Genomic DNA, 16,728 nt, shown 5'->3' on the forward strand with positions numbered 1-16,728 from the left:
CCAATGACAAAGATCGAAACGACTGCCGAAATGACTTCGGGGCCCCGCAAGAAGGTGTCCCGAGGGGTGACAATGGCAACGGTCGGCCGAATGGCCGGCGTCTCGCAGGTGACCGTGTCTCGCGCCCTTTCAGACCCTTCCAAGGTCTCGCAGGAAACGCTGAAGAAGATCCGGGATGCGATCGATGCGACCGGATTTGTGCCAAATGCCATTGCCGGCGCTCTGGCGTCCCAGAAAAGCATGCTGGTCTCGGTTCTGGTGCCGTCGATCACCAACATCACCTACACCTCGATGATCAGCCCGTTCAACGCGGTGATGCGTGAAAACGGCTACGAGGTACTTCTGTCGGAGACCGGGTTCGACCTTGAGGACGAGGAAAAGCTGATCGCCGCTCACCTGTCCCGGCGCCCTGATGCAATGCTGCTGACCGGCATACGACACACGGGCGCGGCCAGGCGGGCCCTGCTGGGAGCATCCATTCCGATTGTCGAAGTATGGGATGTGACCGAGACACCGATCGATCAATGTGTCGGCTTCTCCCATTCCGAAGCCGGCAGGGCGGTTGCCGATTTCGTCATCGACTCAGGTTATGAGCGTGCCGGTAGCGTGTCTGCGGGCGATGAACGCGCCCTGAGGCGCAAAACCGCCTTTGCCGAGCGGTTCGCCAGGCGCTCCGGCACTGATGTGGCCGAGGTCAACTTCGAGGCCCAGGCCAGCCTTGCAAACGGGCGCGCTGGCTTGGCCGAACTGATTGATCAGCAGGGGTTCAAAAATGGCGTCATCTTTTGCAGCTCCGACATCCTGGCGCTCGGCATCATGGTCGAAGCCCGCGCCCGCGGCTTGAGCGTTCCGGAAGATGTTGCGGTGATCGGATTTGGCGATCAGGATTTTGCCGCGCACACCGATCCCGCGATCACCACGGTGCGTGTGGATCGCGAGGCGCTTGGCCGGGAGGCGGCCAAGGCCATGCTGAAGCGCTTCTCGGGACAGACGCCCCTGCAACCGTTCACTGACATCGGCTTTGAAATCGTCCGACGCAAATCCTGCTGATTTATGCGGGTATTGCCGTCTGAACTGAGGCTGTCGATCGGTCGAGGCATGGCGGAAAACGGAAGCCGGGTGAAAAAAGACCCGTTCCGGAAAACACGCCGAAACGTTCACCCGTTTGACAACTGTCAATTTGGCGTTGATCTCGGTCGATCGAAAACAGCTTTGTAGCCAATGCTATGCAAGAGAAGAAAATGGTCGGAGTGAGAGGATTCGAACCTCCGACCCCCTCGTCCCGAACGAGGTGCGCTACCAGGCTGCGCTACACTCCGACAGAATTTGGATTTAAGAGTAAACCCAACGGGAACAGCGGGGCAAGGCCGCGCTGCGTGGAGGCTCATTTAGCAAAGCTGACCCCGTCCCGCAAGGGGCTTCCGGCGGCAATCGGAAAATTTTTGAAAGCCTCAATGTTCTGAGCAAGATAGCGGCCGGCCCGGTGGTTTCGCGCGCGGAGGAGACGCCTGGGCACAGGGAGGCAAAGTGGGGCAGGCCGTTTTTTTAAGAGCGTGATAACCGCCTGGGGAAAACCCGCCTGTGCGATGAATTCTTCGCGCCTGCCAAGGCTTGCGTTTCGTCACGGGCATCGCTATACAGCTCTCCCACGGCCTTGGGGTGTAGCCAAGCGGTAAGGCAGCGGTTTTTGGTACCGCCATGCGAAGGTTCGAATCCTTCCACCCCAGCCAGTTTTTCTCAAGATCCAAAGACGATGTTTCGCGCGCTGCGAATGGGCAGAGCGGTGTGCGATTGCGGCTGATACAGAAAGCCGTTGCCTGTACCGTCGTTTTTCGCCTATGAGATCCCTCGAAATGCCAGTGGCTGGGGGGCCTGTTCTTGAAAAAATTTCTTTTGACCGTAGCGGTGCTTGCCGCTAGCGCGGGTCTTTCCGCATGTGCCAGCGTAACGCGCGGGACAACCGAAACCGTCAAGATCTACGCGTCGCCCGAAGGCGCTCAGATCGCAACCAATATCGGTCTGACCTGCACCACGTCACCATGTTCGCTGGAAGTGTTGCGAAAGACCGAGTTTTCGGTGATCGTTTCAAAGGAAGGCTACAACACGCAGACGGTGCGTGTGACGACGGCGGTCGCGCCGGGTGGTGTGGCCGGAATCGCGGGAAATGTCCTGGTCGGTGGCGTGATCGGCGTGGGCATCGATGCGGCATCGGGCGCAACGCTCGATCACAAGCCGAATCCCGTTCTGGTGGAGCTCGTTCCGCTGAACCCGAAAGACCCGGACACACCGAAAGGCGATCTTTCGGAGGTTCGCGACGAGATCGCAGCCAAGCGGCGCGCGCAGGAAGAGGCCGCGATGCGGAGCAGGGGCGGCGTCTGAGCGTTCTTTCCGGCAACCTTTCCCGCGTCTTCGACATCGTACCGAAAGGAAAATGCCCGGCGCGGGAGCCGGGCATCCAGACTGCTGATAAACCTCATGCCGTCATTCCGGCCAGCTTGGCGTGAAGCGGCATCGCGTGAGCCGGAATCCAGCAATCAGCGCGAGCGGTCACGAGCACCAATTCTTGTATCTATCTGTTAAATTTACAGTATTGAGCGCCTTCGGCGCGGCATATGTCTGGGTTCCGGATCTGCGTTCGGCTGACGCCTTACTTGTCCGGAATGACAATCCGAGGGGGGCAACAATCTGGACACCTGGCTTGGAAGGCGGGCATCGAGTTTGGTCGATGGGGCGCGCAGGTGGAGGCAAAACGCTTCTGAGCTTGTTTCTTTTTGGTGTTTGCGGGAGTCCTGGAAAAGAACGGCAGAACCGGTAGGGCAACCGGTTCCACCGGAAAAGCTGGAAAACAGCCTGCCGCCTGTGCGCGAGCACCGGGCAAGGCCGATATTGCCTGAGCCCGGTTCTCCAGAAGGGTTCCCGCACGAGCCACGCACCGGGCCGCCAAGGCGGTGACGGAGCCGGATTTGAAAAGCCCGATCATGGGGGTAGGCGGGCTGCGGAATGCGAGGCCGAAAAAACTTTAAAACCGGCAAGCGGCGCAATGCATTTCAGCGCCCTTTCTGAAGGTCGTTTGACCGTCTCCCCGTCCTCTGGCATGCGAAACGCTGACATCTGCCATGCGTTTTTCCACCGGCTTCTTACCTGTTTTGGCCTGTCCTGGAGGCTTATGTTCCTGAATTGGCGCCGGTTCGAGCGCCGTTTTCTACAATAATTTCAAGGGCAGGACCTCCATGACCGGCAGTCGAATCCAGAATGCGTCGTTGCGCGACAAGATCATGAGCGCCGATGACGCCGCGTCCCTCATTCGGCCCTCCACGACTGTGGGCATGAGCGGCTTCACCGGGTCCGGCTATCCGAAATCGGTACCGATGGCCCTGGCGCGGCGGATCGAGGAAGAACATGCGGCCGGCAACCCGTTCAAGGTGAAGGTCTGGACCGGCGCCTCGACGGGGCCGGAACTCGACGGCGCGCTCGCCAAGGTGAACGGCATCGAGTTCCGACTGCCTTACAATTCCGACCCGGTCGCGCGCGAGCGGATCAATGCCGGGGAAATGCACTATTTCGACATGCATCTGAGCCAGGTCGCGCCGATGGCCTGGCAGGGCTTTCTCGGCCCCCTCGATACGGCGATCGTCGAGGTTTCCGGCATCACGCCCGACAAGACGCTGATCCCGTCTTCCTCCATCGGCAACAACAAGACCTGGCTCGACCAGGCCAGCCAGATCATCCTGGAAGTGAACGGCTGGCAGAGCGAGGCGCTCGACGGCATGCACGACATCTATTACGGCACCGCGCTGCCGCCCAACCGCAAGCCGATCCCGCTGGTGCGTCCGGACGACCGTATCGGTAGGACCCATTTCAGCGTCGATCCGGACAAGATTGTTGCCATCGTCGAAACGGACGCGCCGGACCGCAATCTGCCCTTTGCCGAACCCGATGACGTGGCCAATGCGATCGCTGGACATCTGCTGGAGTTCCTGGCCCATGAGGTGAAGGTCGGCCGGCTGCCTCAGGAGCTTCTGCCGCTGCAATCCGGTGTCGGCAATGTCACCAACGCGGTGCTGGCCGGCCTGATGGACGCGCCCTTCGGCAACATGACCGCCTATACGGAAGTGATCCAGGACGGCATGCTCGACCTTCTGGAAGAAGGCAAGCTGCGCATGGCGTCGGCGACGGCTTTTTCCCTGAGCCCCAACGCGGCGGAGCGCTTCAACCGGGATGCGGCCCGCTTCACCGGAAAGCTGATCCTGCGGCCGCAGGAAATCTCCAACCATCCCGAACTGGTCCGCCGGCTCGGCTGTATCGCCATGAACGGCCTGATCGAGGCGGACATCTACGGCAATGTCAACTCCACCCATGTCATGGGGTCGCGCATCCAGAACGGTATTGGCGGGTCCGGCGATTTCGCGCGCAACGCCTTTGTTTCGATCTTCATGACGCCGTCGATCGCCAAGGGTGGCAAGATCTCCGCCATCGTGCCCCAGGCCGCCCATGTGGACCACACAAGTCAGGATGTGCAGGTGATTGTCACCGAGCAGGGGCTCGCCGACCTCAGGGGTCTCAGCCCGAAGCAGCGGGCGGAGGTCATCATCGCCAACTGCGCCCATCCGGTCTACCGACCGATGTTGCAGGACTATTACCGCCGCGCCAGCGAGACCTCCTTCGGCCGGCATGCGCCGAACATCCTGGGCGAGGCGCTCTCCTGGCATCAGCGTTACGTCGAGACCGGCTCGATGCAGCCAGGCGATGCTCACGCAGGCTGTTGAGCCGGGCCCCGGCGAGGCATCCCGGACGCAGCGCCGGCGGCTCCCCGGGAGACCGCTGTTTTGACCGTCTAAGAGGCGTCTCGGCCCATGACGCTTTGCGTGATGTTACGCCGAGATCGCCTGCGAGGCTTCTCGGACGCTTTGCGTCGCGGCATTGATTTGCGAGGTCGTGGCGGAGATCGACTGGATATTGGTCGTGATCTGCTCCACGCCCTGAGACGCGTACTGCATGTTCGAGGAAATTTCCTGGGTGACGGCGGTTTGTTCCTCCACTGCGGAGGATATTCCGGTCGCAATGTCCGCGATGTCGTTGATCACCTTCATGATGGTTTGAATGGCCTCAACGGCGCTTTCCGTGGTCGACTGGACCGAGCCGACCTGAGAGGAGATTTCCTCCGTCGCCTTGCTGGTCTGCGACGCGAGGCTCTTGACCTCGGATGCAACCACCGCAAAGCCCTTGCCGGCCTCGCCGGCGCGTGCGGCCTCGATGGTCGCGTTCAGCGCCAGAAGATTGGTCTGGTTTGCGATGCCGTCGATCAGTTCGATCACCGAGCCGATCGTCTTGGCGTCTTCCGAAAGGCCGGACATGATCTGGCTGGACCGTTCCGCCTCGCCGATGGCGTTCCGCGAGACTTCCATGGCCGTTTGCACCTGCCGGCTGATCTCCTGAATGGAGGCGGACAGTTCCTCCGCGGCAGCCGCGACGGTCTGAACGCTGGAAGATGTCTTTTCGGACGCGCTTGCGGACTCCGCCGCCCGATCCGTCGTCGAGGCGACCGAGCTTGCGATCTCGGACAGGTCCGCGTCGATCTTCTTCTGGATATCCGCCTTGCGGTGACGTTCCTGAACCTGTTGCGTGACGTCGGTTGCGAATTTCACGACCTTGAACGGCCGGCCTGCCGCGTCGAAGATCGGGTTGTAGGAGGCCTGGATCCAGATCTCCCGGCCGCCTTTCGCAACGCGCTTGAACTCCCCCGTCTTGAATTCGCCGGCCGCCAGGTCCTTCCAGAATTGCTGATATTCGGCACCTTCCGAGAAGTTACTGTCGACGAACATCCTGTGGTGTTTGCCCTTGATTTCGTCGAGACCGTAACCCATCGCGCCGAGGAAGTTCTCGTTCGCATCCAGTATCGTGCCGTCCAGTTCGAAATGGATCACTGCCTGCGCCCGGTTGATCGCCTTGATCTGGCCTTCCATGTCCGCCACTTCAAATTTCCGCGCGGTGATATCGGAGGCGATCTTGACGACCTTGATGACCTTGCCCGACGCATTCAACACCGGATTGTAGGAGGCCTGGATCCAGATTTCCTTGCCTCCCTTGCCGAAGCGCTGGAACTCGGCCGCATTGAATGCGCCGTTCGCGAGGTCGCGCCAGAAGGTCTTGTATTCAGCGCTTTGAGCGTAGTCGGATCCGACGAACATGCTGTGGTGCCGCCCCCGGATTTCCTCAAGCGAATAGCCGAGCGCATCCAGGAAGTTCTGGTTTGCTGTCAGGATCGTTCCGTCCGGAGTGAATTCGATCATGGCCTGGGACCGGCTGAAGGCCTCTACGATCGCTTTCCAGGAGGATCCGGTTAAAAACTGCATTGACTGTCTCCAGCTCAAAAAACACGAGTTGAAGCTTAAGTTAAGTCGAAAAAGTAAATAAAATTCTATCTAAGTTGAGTTTCACCTGCGTCAGAGCAAGCAAAAAATATTAAAAAAAATTTAGGTAAACGAATAGGGGGTCAATAATACTAAAAGTTTAGCGAAATAAATAATTGCTTATTTTGCATTGCAAAAATAAATCTTTGGTTGAGTTTTATCCGGAAAAGTGCGGATAGGTTGATTCGGGAAATTACTTACGAATTCTTCTGGGGGAGTGGAGGTGGAAGCAGGCGGCGACGAGGGGCGGCCGCAGCCGCCGGTCATGAGCCTCTGACGCGCCGGAGCGCCCCGCACCTCGTCCTGAGCAGAGGCCGGCAGACAAGCCGTTGTCCGGCCCGTCCGGCACGCGCGTCAGGCAAGACGGGCCGTCCCCGGGCGGGGCCGTTCAACTGTCGTAGACTGCCTCTCCGGCGTCCGCGGAAATGGTGGTTCCCTTTTCCCCCGCAAGGGCGGCAGGCACGTCGGCAAGAGTGCAGATCACCGCCTTCTTGCCGGTGGCGCGGACGAAGTCCTGGGCGGCTTCCACCTTGGGGCCCATGGAGCCCGCGGGAAAGTCGAACTGGTCCATGGCGTCCGGACCTGCCAGGCGGATCGCTTTCTGGCCGGGCTTGCCCCAGTCGAGATAGACCGCGTCGGCATCGGTGGCGACGACGAAGGCATCCGCCTCGATGTCCTTGGCAAGAAGCGCCGAGCATCGGTCCTTGTCGATGACGCATTCGACCCCCGTCAGCTTGCTGTCCGCGCCGTACATGGTTGGAATGCCGCCGCCGCCGGCGGCGATCACCACCACGCCCTTGTCCAGCATCCACTTGATCGGGCGAAGCTGGAAGATGCGTTTCGGCTGGGGCGAGGGGACAACCCGGCGCCACTTGTCGCCGTCGGCCTTGATCGACCAGCCTTTTTCAGCGGCGTTCTTTTCCGCCTCTTCTTTTGAGTAGACCGGGCCAATGAATTTGGTCGGGTCCTGAAAGGCCGGGTCGTCGGGGTCGACCTCGACCATGGTCAGGATGGTCGCAAGCGGCTTTTCGAACGGCAGAAGGTTGCCCAGCTCCTGTTCGATCATGTAGCCGATCATGCCTTCGGTCTCGGCTCCCAGAACGTCGAGCGGATATTCTTCCACCTCCTCGTAAGCCGCTTCCTGCAACGCCAGAAGGCCGACCTGGGGACCGTTGCCGTGGGTGACCACGATCTCGTGTTCCGCCGCGATCGGAGCGAGGGCCTTGGCGGCGATGCGGGCGTTGGCCCTCTGGTTTTCGGCGGTCATCTCTTCTCCCCGGCGGAGAAGAGCGTTGCCACCGAGCGCGACAACGACTCTCATGGCATCATGCTCCAAGCGTTGCGACCAGGATCGCCTTGATCGTGTGCATGCGGTTTTCCGCCTGCTCGAAGGCGATGTTCATCGGGCTTTCGAAAACCTCTTCGGTCACCTCCATTTCGGAAATGCCGAACTTGTCGTGGATGTCCTTGCCGACCTTGGTTTCCGTGTTGTGGAAGGCCGGCAGGCAATGCATGAACTTCACCCGGGGGTTTTCGGTCTTTTTCATCAGGTCCATGTTGACCTGATAGGGCGTGAGCAGCTTGATGCGGCTTTCCCAGACATCGGCCGGTTCACCCATGGAGACCCAGACATCGGTGTGCACGAAGTCGACGCCCTTGACGCCTTGGGAGACATCGTCGGTGATGGTAATGCGCGCGCCGGTCTCCGCCGCACGGGCTTTCGCAGCTTCGATGACGTCATCGTGGTTCTGGTTTGCCTTCGGCGCGACCATCCGCACGTCCATACCCATGATGGCCCCGAGCATCAGAAGCGAGTTGCCCATGTTGTTGCGGGCGTCGCCGCAGAACGCATAGGAAATCTGGCTGCGCGGCTTGTCGCAATTCTCCACCATGGTCAGCATGTCGGCGAGCATCTGGGTCGGGTGCCAGTCGTCCGTCAGGCCGTTATAGACCGGCACGCCCGCGTATTGGGCGAGTTCCTCGACCATTTTCTGGCCGGCGCCGCGAAACTCGATGGCGTCGAACATGCGCCCCAGAACCCGGGCGGTGTCCTTCATGGATTCCTTGTGACCGATCTGTGAGCCGGACGGGTCCAGATAGGTGATATGCGCGCCCTGGTCGTGGGCCGCGACTTCGAAGGCGCAGCGGGTGCGCGTCGACGTCTTCTCGAAGATCAGGCAGATGTTCTTGTCCGCCAGAGCCTTTTGTTCGGAACGGGCGTATTTTGCCCGCTTCAGGTCCCGGGCGAGGTCCAGAAGATAGAGCATTTCGCGCTGGCTGAAGTCGGCGATTTTCAGGTAGCTGCGGCCGCGAAGGTTAAATGCCATGTCACGTCTCCCATGTTTTCATTGATCGTTCCGCGGTGGTGCCGCGAAGGTGTCACGCTCAGTAAGCCGGATCGCGCAGGATCGGGCAGGTCATGCAGTGACCGCCGCCGCGTCCGCGTCCGAGTTCGGAGCCGTGGATGGTGATCACCTCGATGCCGGCCTTGCGCAGAAGCGTGTTGGTATGGGTATTGCGGTCGTAGCCGACGACGACGCCGGGCGCGAGCGCGACCACGTTGTTGCCGTCGTCCCACTGTTCCCGTTCCGCCTGGAAATCATTGCCGCCGGTTCCGATGACCGTGAGGTCCTTGAGGCCGAGGGCGTCCTTGTAGACGTCGAAGAGATGCGCGTCTTCCTTGCGCACATCGATGATCTGGACGCCGTCCCCGGGCCGAATGCTGAAACAGGTGATCTCGTCGACCACTTCCCGGAAGGCTGTGACCTTGTCGTGGTCGAGACAGGAGAACACCGTGTCAAGGTGCATTGCGGCACGGCTTTTCGGCATCGCGCAGGCAATAACGCGCTCGGCCGCCTCCTTCGCAAACAGGCGCTCGGCGACCTGCTGGACGGCTTGCCGGGTGGTGCGTTCACCCATGCCGATCAGCACGACGCCCTTGCCGATCGGCATTACGTCGCCGCCTTCCATGCTGGCGCTTGCGAAATCCTCGTCGCTGTCACCCCACCAGATGTCGAACTCTTCCTGAGTGAACATCGGATGGAACTTGTAAACCGCCCGCTGATAGAGGGTCTCCGGCTTGCGGGCCGGCCAGAACATCGGATTGACCGTCACGCCGCCGTAGATCCAGCAGGAGGGATCGCGTTGGAACAGCGAATTCGGGATCGGGTTGAGCAGGAATTCCGTAGGGTCGACTATCGAGCGCACCAGCGGGGTCACCATCTCCTGCGGCAGATCATGGATCGTGATGCCGCCCATCAGCAGTCTGGCCAGCTTGGCGCCGTCCAGTTCGTCCAGCCACGGGCGCATGAACCGGGCGAAGCCAGGTCCGACCAGATTGGCGGTGATCCGGCGATCGAGCACGAATTTGCGCCCTTCCGGCACCTGATCGAGCATTTCCGCCAGGAGATCCTGAAGGTCGACAACCTCAACGTCATGCGCCTTCATCTTCAGGCGGAAGTCGTCATGATCGACCCGGGCCTGATGGACCCAAAGCACATCGTCAAACAACAGGTCGTGGCAATTGCCCGGGGTCAGTCGCTCATGCGCCACCGACGGCCGTGCCACCATTACCTTTCGAAGCTTTCCGATCTCCGAATGCACACCCAACGTCGCCATGCTTTCCTCCATTAGTCGATTTGTAGAGAGCCGTCGGTCGGCTGTCCCGCCTGCCGCAACCGGATCAGTACGTAGACCGGTATGCCCGCCAGCAGCAAAAGGAAGCCAAAGAAGACCACGTCTTCCCCCGAGCCGTAGACAGCCCACAGGGAGTAGACGAAACCGAGCAGTCCGAGACCGCCGATGCCGATCAGCGATCGGTCTTTCAGTGTTTCGCCGCGCTTGAGTCGGATGACGATTTCCGCCGCTGCGCAAAAGGCGTAGGGCACGAGACTCGCCATGGTGGCCAGAAGGATGATGAAGGTGAAGGCTTCGACGAGCCCCTTGGAAAAGTTCATGACGATCAGGATGCTGGCCAAAAGGTTCGAAATGACCAGAGCGTTGGCCGGTGTGCCGGAAGCGGTCACCTTGGCGAAGATATCCGGAAAGACCCGGTCGAGCGCGGCGCCATAGGGCACTTGGCCCGACAGCAGGGTAAAGCCGTTGAGCGTTCCGAACGTGGAGACAACGGCGCCGGCTGCCACCAGAACTCCGCCCGTGACGCCCCACATGCTGGAGGCGACGTCGGCGAGGGGAGCGGCTGAGGCCGCGAGCCTTGCTCCCGGAAGGACCCCGATGGCGACGGCCGTTACCGAAATATAGATGGCTGCGGCAAAGACCACGCCGATAATGGTCGCCCTGGGAATGGTGACTTCGGGCCGGTACACGTTGCCGGCCGGCACGGTGGCCGACTCCAGACCGAGATACGCCCACAAAGTCAGTGCGGCGGTTGCCGAGATTGCCGCAATGTCCGATTTTCCGGAAACGTTCATCGGCGTGAAATGCTCCGGCTGCAACCAGAACCAGCCGAACAGACCGATGGCGAGCAGCGGCAGTACCTTCAAGACGGTGGTAAGCACCTGAACGAACCCGGCCTCCTTCACACCGCGGATGTTGACCATGGTCAGGACCCAGATCGCGGTCAGGGCCGTGCCCAGCCCGTACAGGCTGTTTTCGCCGATGGCGGGGAACAGGAAGGCCAGATATCCGACGAATGCGACAGCAACGGCCGCATTGCCCGACCAGAGCGCGATCCAGTACCCCCAGGCAATCAGAAATCCCGCGAAGTCTCCGAATCCTTCGCGTGTGTAGGTATAGGGGCCGCCGGGTTTCGCCGTCAGCCGGGCGAGCCGCCCGAAGACAAGGGCGAGCGTTATGGCGCCGAGAGATGTCAGGGTCCATCCGTAGAGCGAGATGGCGCCGAATCCGGCGAGCGAGGCAGGCAGCAGGAAAACGCCCGAGCCGATCATGTTTCCGACCACGAGAGCGGTGCACGCAATCAGCCCCAGATCTTTCGCGGTTTCGGGAGTGGAAACGTCCGCCATGTTCGATCAGTCGCTCGAGTGTTGAAACAAGGACGGCTGCATGGCAGCCGTCGAACGGTCGCAACGGTCAGACGGACACGCTGAGCACCACCGTGATCAGGACCGCCAGAATGACAAGAAGTGGCCATGTGAACCGCAGCCACCTGTCGTAGGAGACGCGTCCGATGGCCAGCCCGCCCATGACGACGGCGAAGGTCGGGTTGATCAGGTTCACCAGCCCGTTGGCCGATTGGTAGGCGGTGACCACCGCGTCGCGGCTGACCGAAGAGAAATCGGCGAGCGGCGCCATGATCGGCATGGTCAGAACCGCAAGGCCCGATGACGACGGCACGAAGAAGGACAGGGCGACCTCGAGCCAGAACATGACGTTGATAAAGGCGGTTGTGCCCAGACCGCTCACCGCCTGTTCAGACCAGTAAAGGATGGTGTCGGTGATCTTGCCGGCGTCCATGACGACGACAATGCCGCGGGCGACGCCGATGATCAGCGCGACCCCGAGAAGATCGCGCGCACCGTCTATGAAGGTGTCGACGAATTCATGTTCCCCCATGCGGGCGACGACCCCCACAAGAATGGCCGCGGCCAGGAACAGGGCCGACATCTCGCCCATCCACCAGCCGAGCACCGAAACGCCGTAAATCAGAAGTGCGAAGCTCAGCACGAAGATTGTCAGCACGATCTTGTGCGTCAGCGTGAACTCCGTACCCTTGTCTTCATCGTCTGTCCGAGCCGCTGTTCCCTTGAAGAAATGCGCCTCGTTGTCGGCTTTCATATCGTAGACGAGCGATTTGGACGGATCCGCCTTGACCTTTTCGGCATAGCGCATCACCCAGATGACACAGGCGAGCCAGCCGAGCACGAGAATGATGACGCGCGCGAAAATGCCGTCGGTGAAGGGAATGCCCGCGGCGTTGGCGGCAATCACGGTCGCAAAGGGGTTGATCGTGGAGCCGAGCGTGCCGATCCCCGCGCCCAGCATGATGATGGCCACGCCCGTGACCGTGTCGTATCCCGCGCGCATCATCACCGGTATGATTAGCGCATAGAAGGCGAGGGACTCTTCCGCCATGCCGTAGATCGTGCCGCCGGCGGCAAAGAAGGCCATCAGGATCGGAATCATCCATCGTTCCTGTCCCTTCAGGGCTACCATCACCTTGCCGATTCCCGCATCAATCGCTCCGGTGCGGGTGACGACCATCAAAAAACCGCCGATGACGAGCACAAAGACCGCCACATCGATCGCGTTGGCCTGGTTTGTATCCGGATCGTAGAGGCCTCTGATGGGGGCCATGAAGACGTCGACAACACCCTGCGGATCCCCTTCAACCGTGTGGTAGGTGCCTGGCACCGGCACGGCGCGTCCCAAAGCCTCGTTTTCCACCCGGTCGTATTGACCGGCCGGAACGATCCAGGTGGCCGCCGCCACCAGGACGATCAGTGCGAAGAGAATCGTGAAAGCTGTCGGGAATTGGAACTTGGACATTTTCAGACCCGTTGACGGTGTGAAATCCGTGAGAGGCTCTAAGCCTGCTGCACAGGGAAATTGATAACAACTCCGGTAGTATACGTAGTTTTTAGAATGCGTCGCGCAAATTTTGGAATGTGAAAAGTAAAAATGAAGCGTGTGACGCTGTGAAGACGCTTGATTGCTGCGGTGCGGTAAATTTTTGCGAAGGGAGATTCAAGTAATTAAATTGGATGACAGGAATTTTATCTGCAATTTAGTTGTTTTGCGGCGGTTTTATGTGTTTGACTTAAGGTCTATATTTATAGAAATAATAAGATTGTGTATTGTGAGAGTAAAACTTTTGCGAGTTCTGGCTTTGGGCTCTGAAGCTGCTGGAATTCTGCAAGCGCATCGAAATTTAATGCCAAGTGCCATTGGCCAAGACTTCTGGTGCCTCCGGACAGAGGCAGCCGCAGTCCGGTGGAAGACCTTTGGCTCTCTCCCGGACGGTTAGCGTCTCATGCCGAATCCGGATTTGCCGGCACCTGACGGTCTGGAAACCCGAACGGGCTCGGACGGGGCCGGCACTTGTTTTTCGCTGTTGCGTTTGCGGGCGAAGAAATCGTCCGGTGAGACCTGCCGGTCGTCGTGCGCTTCGGCCACTGCTTGTTCGGAGGCCCGCAGCACCTGGGAGCGCAACTTGCCCACCCGGCGTTTTGCGCTGATGAACTCGACCCCGCAGCGCAGGCCGTCCGCCCAGCGTTTTTCACAGGTGACCTCGAAATCTTCGAGGTCGATCTGCAAAACGAATTCCGGAGGCAAAAGAAAGGCTTGCTCGAATTCCAGCTTGGCGCCGTTTTCGGAAAGGTTGCGCACGATGCAGGGAACGGACCGCAGGCCGCGCTGAAAGACCAGCTTTCCCCTTTTCAGGGAGCGGGGCCTTGGGGCGCGTTCCTTGTAATCGCCGTCCTCGTCTGCCGGTCCTTGAGAGGCGCGTGTTTCCATAGTCGGTCAGTCCAGGTCACGTCGTTGAGGGGCGTCCGGCCGCCACCGGCCGTCCCGTCTCACGAGACTAGCAACAAAGACATTGTCAATTCGTGAAGGAGCGGGAGATCCTGCCCGGCACGAAGCGCAGCTACCGTCTTTTTCCGAAACCCGGCTTTCCGCCACCGGCCGGCCGGACATTCTGTGCCGGTTCGGGCGCGGTTTCCTGTTGGGCGTAATAGTGCTTCCTGGTGAAGAAGTTGTCCGGGCTGTCGTGGCGCTCGTCAATGTCGTTTTTGAGTGCCTCGTCCGAGCTTTTGAGTACCTGGGCGCGCTGCTGGTGAACCGGACGTTTCTCGCTGATGAACTGCACGCCGCATCGCAGCCCTTCTTCCCAGCGTCTTTCGCAGGTGACCTCGTAATCTTCCAGATCGATATGCAGCTCGAATTCCTTGGGAAGCAGATAAGCCTGATCGAACTGGAGCATCGCTCCGCCGTCGGAAATGTTCCGGACGGTGCAGGGAAGGGACCTCAAACCGTTCTGAAAGACCATCTTGCCTTTCTTGAACACGCGCGCCCGCCGTGCGCGTGGGACCAGTTCGCGGTCATCGTCTCCATTCGCTGGTATTGTCGGCGGCGCTGAACTAAGTTCCGGCATCCTTGACTCACATCTGTGTCTGTCTCTGGGGCGACATATGATTGTTTTTCTTGTATTTGGACACAAATGCCTTGCCAATCCGTGAATCCTCACCATGACAAGCAGAAGTTTAGGTGAGTTTTTCTAAAATTCGAACTTGTTTCTCCGAAAAACGAAACAAAACCCCGGGTGATCTCGCGATGGCTTGGCGAAATTTTCTTTTTGGCACTAATCGTGGAATGCTATTCCTTGAATTGACACAATTAGTCTTTTTTTATAGGTCGCAGAATAAAACGGGCTGACAATGTGCTGTACTCGGAGCATCCTTCCGTCGGATAGACGTTGGGTGCTCTAAATTATTTGAAAACTAGATCGATTTTCTCCTCGTTCCCAAGTTGAGAGGAGGTAGGTCGGAAGATTAACGCGTGAGTTGAGGCGCTGATGACCGAAGAACAGATATCCTATTTGATCCAGCTTTCCATCCGGGCCGGAGAGGAGATCCTGAAGATCTACGCGGAACCGTTTGAGGTTGAGAACAAGGCGGACGGCTCACCTGTCACGGTGGCGGATGCCGCAGCGGAAAAGATTATCCTGAAGGGATTGGCCGAACGGTTCCCCGATGTGCCCGTGGTCGCGGAAGAGGCGGTTGAAGCCGGTCAGCTTCCGCGTGTCGGCAGCAGCTATTTCCTGGTCGATCCGCTCGACGGCACGAAGGAGTTCCTGAAGAAGAACGGCGAATTCACGGTCAATATCGCTCTTGTCGAGGAAGGAGCGCCCGTCTTCGGCGTTGTGGCAGCTCCGGCGCTCGGCGAAATTTACTGGGTCGGTGCGTCGGCATCGGCCTTCAAGGGACGGATCGACAACGGGGCCGTGACCGACATCGAGGCTATCGCGGTCAGAGCGGCGCCGGAAACCGGCCTTAGCGTTCTCGCCAGCCGGTCCCACATGTCCGCGGAAACCGCGGAGCTCATCGGCAGGCTGAATGTGGCAGAGACGCTTTCCGTGGGGTCTTCGCTCAAGCTCTGCTGGGTTGCGGCTGGCAAGGCGGATCTTTATCCGCGCCTGGCGCCGACCATGCAATGGGATATCGCGGCGGGCGATGCCGTGGTGCGCGCGGCCGGCGGCAGCGTCGTTTTTGCCGAGACCGGAGAAGATTTCGTCTACCGGGTCGCGGACAACGCCGGCAAGGACGACTTGCGCAACCCGCATTTCATCGCCGTCAGCAGCAAGGCGCTGCTGCCAGACCTCGCGTCGGCCGCGTGAGGCGCCGCCGAAGGGAACCGAACTCAGTTTAACGAATGGAAAGGCCGGTTTGCCGGTCCAACGGGAAAGCGATAATGAACATGCAATCTCACGGCATGACGCCCGAGCGCCTCAGCAATCTGAAGCGTCTCGAGGCGGAAAGCATCCATATTATCCGCGAAGTGGCGGCCGAGTTCTCCAATCCGGTGATGCTTTATTCCATCGGCAAGGATTCGGGCGTCATGCTGCACCTGGCCATGAAGGCTTTTTATCCTTCAAAGCCGCCGTTTCCGCTGCTTCATGTGGATACCACCTGGAAATTCCGGGACATGATCACCTTCCGAGACGAAACGGCCAAACGCCTCGGCATGGACCTCATCGTCCACACCAACCCGGAAGGGATTGAGAAGAACATCAGCCCGTTCGAGCATGGCTCTTCGGTGCATACGCACATTATGAAGACCGAGGCTCTCAAGCAGGCCTTGAACAAATACGGCTTCGACGCGGCTTTCGGCGGCGCGCGCCGGGACGAGGAAAAGTCCCGCGCAAAGGAACGGGTGTTCTCCTTCCGCAACACCAACCACGGTTGGGACCCCAAGAACCAGCGTCCGGAACTCTGGAGCCTCTACAATGCCCGCATTTCCAAGGGGGAGAGCATCCGGGCCTTCCCGCTGTCCAACTGGACCGAGCTCGATATCTGGCAGTACATCCTGACGGAAAACATCCCGATGGTGCCGCTTTATTTCGCCGCCCAGCGCCCGGTGGTGGAGCGCGACGGCATGCTGATCATGGTCGACGACGAGCGCATGAAGCTGCTTCCGGGTGAAACGGTCGTGGAAAAAATGGTCCGCTTCCGGACGCTTGGCTGTTATCCGCTGACCGGTGCGATTGAATCGGACGCCGACACGTTGCCCGCGATCGTCCGCGAAATGCTGATTGCCCGCACGTCCGAGCGCCAGGGCCGTCTGATCGACAAGGATGAAAGCGCGTCGATGGAAAAGAAAAAGCGGGAAGGGTATTTCTAAG

General features: G+C 59.7%; 13 protein-coding genes and 2 tRNA genes. 6 read left to right on the forward strand and 9 right to left on the reverse strand.

Annotated features, from left to right (window positions below; translation table 11 throughout):
* Positions 1-3: 3 nt before the first annotated feature.
* A complete protein-coding gene (locus tag JF539_RS04695; protein WP_236042340.1) occupies positions 4-1,050 on the forward strand; it encodes a LacI family DNA-binding transcriptional regulator in 1,047 nt (348 codons plus the stop codon).
* Between the two features lie 192 nt (positions 1,051-1,242).
* Here JF539_RS04695 and JF539_RS04700 read toward each other — a convergent pair.
* Positions 1,243-1,319: transfer RNA gene (locus JF539_RS04700), tRNA-Pro, on the reverse strand.
* Positions 1,320-1,655: 336 nt separating this feature from the next.
* On the opposite strand from JF539_RS04700, the gene JF539_RS04705 reads away from it, so the two are divergent.
* The 3 genes from JF539_RS04705 (at position 1,656) to JF539_RS04715 (ending at position 4,766) form a co-directional block, all read left to right on the forward strand.
* Positions 1,656-1,730, forward strand: a tRNA-Gln gene (locus JF539_RS04705).
* 148 nt (positions 1,731-1,878) lie between these two features.
* A complete protein-coding gene (locus JF539_RS04710; RefSeq protein ID WP_236042341.1) occupies positions 1,879-2,379 on the forward strand; it encodes a PEGA domain-containing protein in 501 nt (166 codons plus the stop codon).
* A gap of 851 nt (positions 2,380-3,230) precedes the next feature.
* Positions 3,231-4,766: an acetyl-CoA hydrolase/transferase family protein gene (locus JF539_RS04715; RefSeq protein ID WP_207139177.1), complete on the forward strand. Its 1,536-nt coding sequence runs from the start codon at positions 3,231-3,233 to the stop codon at positions 4,764-4,766.
* 105 nt (positions 4,767-4,871) lie between these two features.
* On the opposite strand, the gene JF539_RS04720 is transcribed toward JF539_RS04715, so the two are convergent.
* From JF539_RS04720 to JF539_RS04755, 8 genes are all read right to left on the reverse strand, one after another.
* The gene (locus JF539_RS04720) at positions 4,872-6,353 is read right to left on the reverse strand and encodes a methyl-accepting chemotaxis protein (protein ID WP_207139178.1); all 1,482 of its coding nucleotides are present in this window, start codon (positions 6,351-6,353) and stop codon (positions 4,872-4,874) included.
* Between the two features lie 445 nt (positions 6,354-6,798).
* On the reverse strand, positions 6,799-7,731 hold the full coding sequence (gene arcC / locus JF539_RS04725; protein WP_207139179.1) for a carbamate kinase: 933 nt from the start codon (positions 7,729-7,731) through the stop codon (positions 6,799-6,801).
* A 4-nt stretch (positions 7,732-7,735) separates the two neighbouring features.
* On the reverse strand, positions 7,736-8,737 hold the full coding sequence (locus tag JF539_RS04730; RefSeq protein ID WP_207139180.1) for an ornithine carbamoyltransferase: 1,002 nt from the start codon (positions 8,735-8,737) through the stop codon (positions 7,736-7,738).
* 58 nt (positions 8,738-8,795) lie between these two features.
* The gene (gene arcA, locus JF539_RS04735) at positions 8,796-10,028 is read right to left on the reverse strand and encodes an arginine deiminase (RefSeq protein WP_207139181.1); all 1,233 of its coding nucleotides are present in this window, start codon (positions 10,026-10,028) and stop codon (positions 8,796-8,798) included.
* A gap of 11 nt (positions 10,029-10,039) precedes the next feature.
* Positions 10,040-11,392, reverse strand: coding sequence for an amino acid permease (locus tag JF539_RS04740; RefSeq protein ID WP_207139182.1), 1,353 nt, complete (start codon positions 11,390-11,392; stop codon positions 10,040-10,042).
* A gap of 67 nt (positions 11,393-11,459) precedes the next feature.
* On the reverse strand, positions 11,460-12,875 hold the full coding sequence (locus tag JF539_RS04745) for a YfcC family protein (protein ID WP_207139183.1): 1,416 nt from the start codon (positions 12,873-12,875) through the stop codon (positions 11,460-11,462).
* 474 nt (positions 12,876-13,349) lie between these two features.
* Positions 13,350-13,844 (reverse strand): PilZ domain-containing protein, encoded by a 495-nt coding sequence (locus JF539_RS04750; RefSeq protein ID WP_207139184.1) that lies wholly within the window; start codon positions 13,842-13,844, stop codon positions 13,350-13,352.
* 130 nt (positions 13,845-13,974) lie between these two features.
* Entirely contained in the window at positions 13,975-14,577 is a 603-nt protein-coding gene (locus JF539_RS04755) for a PilZ domain-containing protein (RefSeq protein WP_328809197.1), read from the reverse strand.
* Between the two features lie 324 nt (positions 14,578-14,901).
* On the opposite strand from JF539_RS04755, the gene cysQ reads away from it, so the two are divergent.
* Together cysQ and cysD are read left to right on the forward strand one after the other, a co-directional pair.
* Positions 14,902-15,723 carry a 3'(2'),5'-bisphosphate nucleotidase CysQ gene (gene cysQ / locus JF539_RS04760; protein WP_207139186.1) on the forward strand — a complete coding sequence of 274 codons (822 nt, stop codon included), beginning with the start codon at positions 14,902-14,904 and terminating at the stop codon, positions 15,721-15,723.
* A gap of 74 nt (positions 15,724-15,797) precedes the next feature.
* Complete coding sequence (gene cysD / locus JF539_RS04765) at positions 15,798-16,727, forward strand: sulfate adenylyltransferase subunit CysD (RefSeq protein ID WP_419247661.1); 930 nt, start codon at positions 15,798-15,800, stop codon at positions 16,725-16,727.
* Position 16,728: the final 1 nt, after the last annotated feature.

The organism is Roseibium aggregatum, assembly GCF_017309185.1.
Taxonomy (GTDB): Bacteria; Pseudomonadota; Alphaproteobacteria; order Rhizobiales; family Stappiaceae; genus Roseibium; species Roseibium aggregatum_B.

Bases quoted from the DNA above. Each gene is read 5' to 3' on its own strand.
- JF539_RS04695 (WP_236042340.1), top strand. From the start codon at position 4: ATGACAAAGATCGAAACGACTGCCGAAATGACTTCGGGGCCCCGCAAG.
- JF539_RS04715 (WP_207139177.1), top strand. From the start codon at position 3,231: ATGACCGGCAGTCGAATCCAGAATGCGTCGTTGCGCGACAAGATCATG.
- JF539_RS04720 (WP_207139178.1), bottom strand. From the start codon at position 6,353: ATGCAGTTTTTAACCGGATCCTCCTGGAAAGCGATCGTAGAGGCCTTC.
- arcC (WP_207139179.1), bottom strand. From the start codon at position 7,731: ATGAGAGTCGTTGTCGCGCTCGGTGGCAACGCTCTTCTCCGCCGGGGA.
- JF539_RS04730 (WP_207139180.1), bottom strand. From the start codon at position 8,737: ATGGCATTTAACCTTCGCGGCCGCAGCTACCTGAAAATCGCCGACTTC.
- arcA (WP_207139181.1), bottom strand. From the start codon at position 10,028: ATGGCGACGTTGGGTGTGCATTCGGAGATCGGAAAGCTTCGAAAGGTA.
- JF539_RS04740 (WP_207139182.1), bottom strand. From the start codon at position 11,392: ATGGCGGACGTTTCCACTCCCGAAACCGCGAAAGATCTGGGGCTGATT.
- JF539_RS04745 (WP_207139183.1), bottom strand. From the start codon at position 12,875: ATGTCCAAGTTCCAATTCCCGACAGCTTTCACGATTCTCTTCGCACTG.
- JF539_RS04750 (WP_207139184.1), bottom strand. From the start codon at position 13,844: ATGGAAACACGCGCCTCTCAAGGACCGGCAGACGAGGACGGCGATTAC.
- JF539_RS04755 (WP_328809197.1), bottom strand. From the start codon at position 14,577: ATGGTGAGGATTCACGGATTGGCAAGGCATTTGTGTCCAAATACAAGA.
- cysQ (WP_207139186.1), top strand. From the start codon at position 14,902: ATGACCGAAGAACAGATATCCTATTTGATCCAGCTTTCCATCCGGGCC.
- cysD (WP_419247661.1), top strand. From the start codon at position 15,798: ATGAACATGCAATCTCACGGCATGACGCCCGAGCGCCTCAGCAATCTG.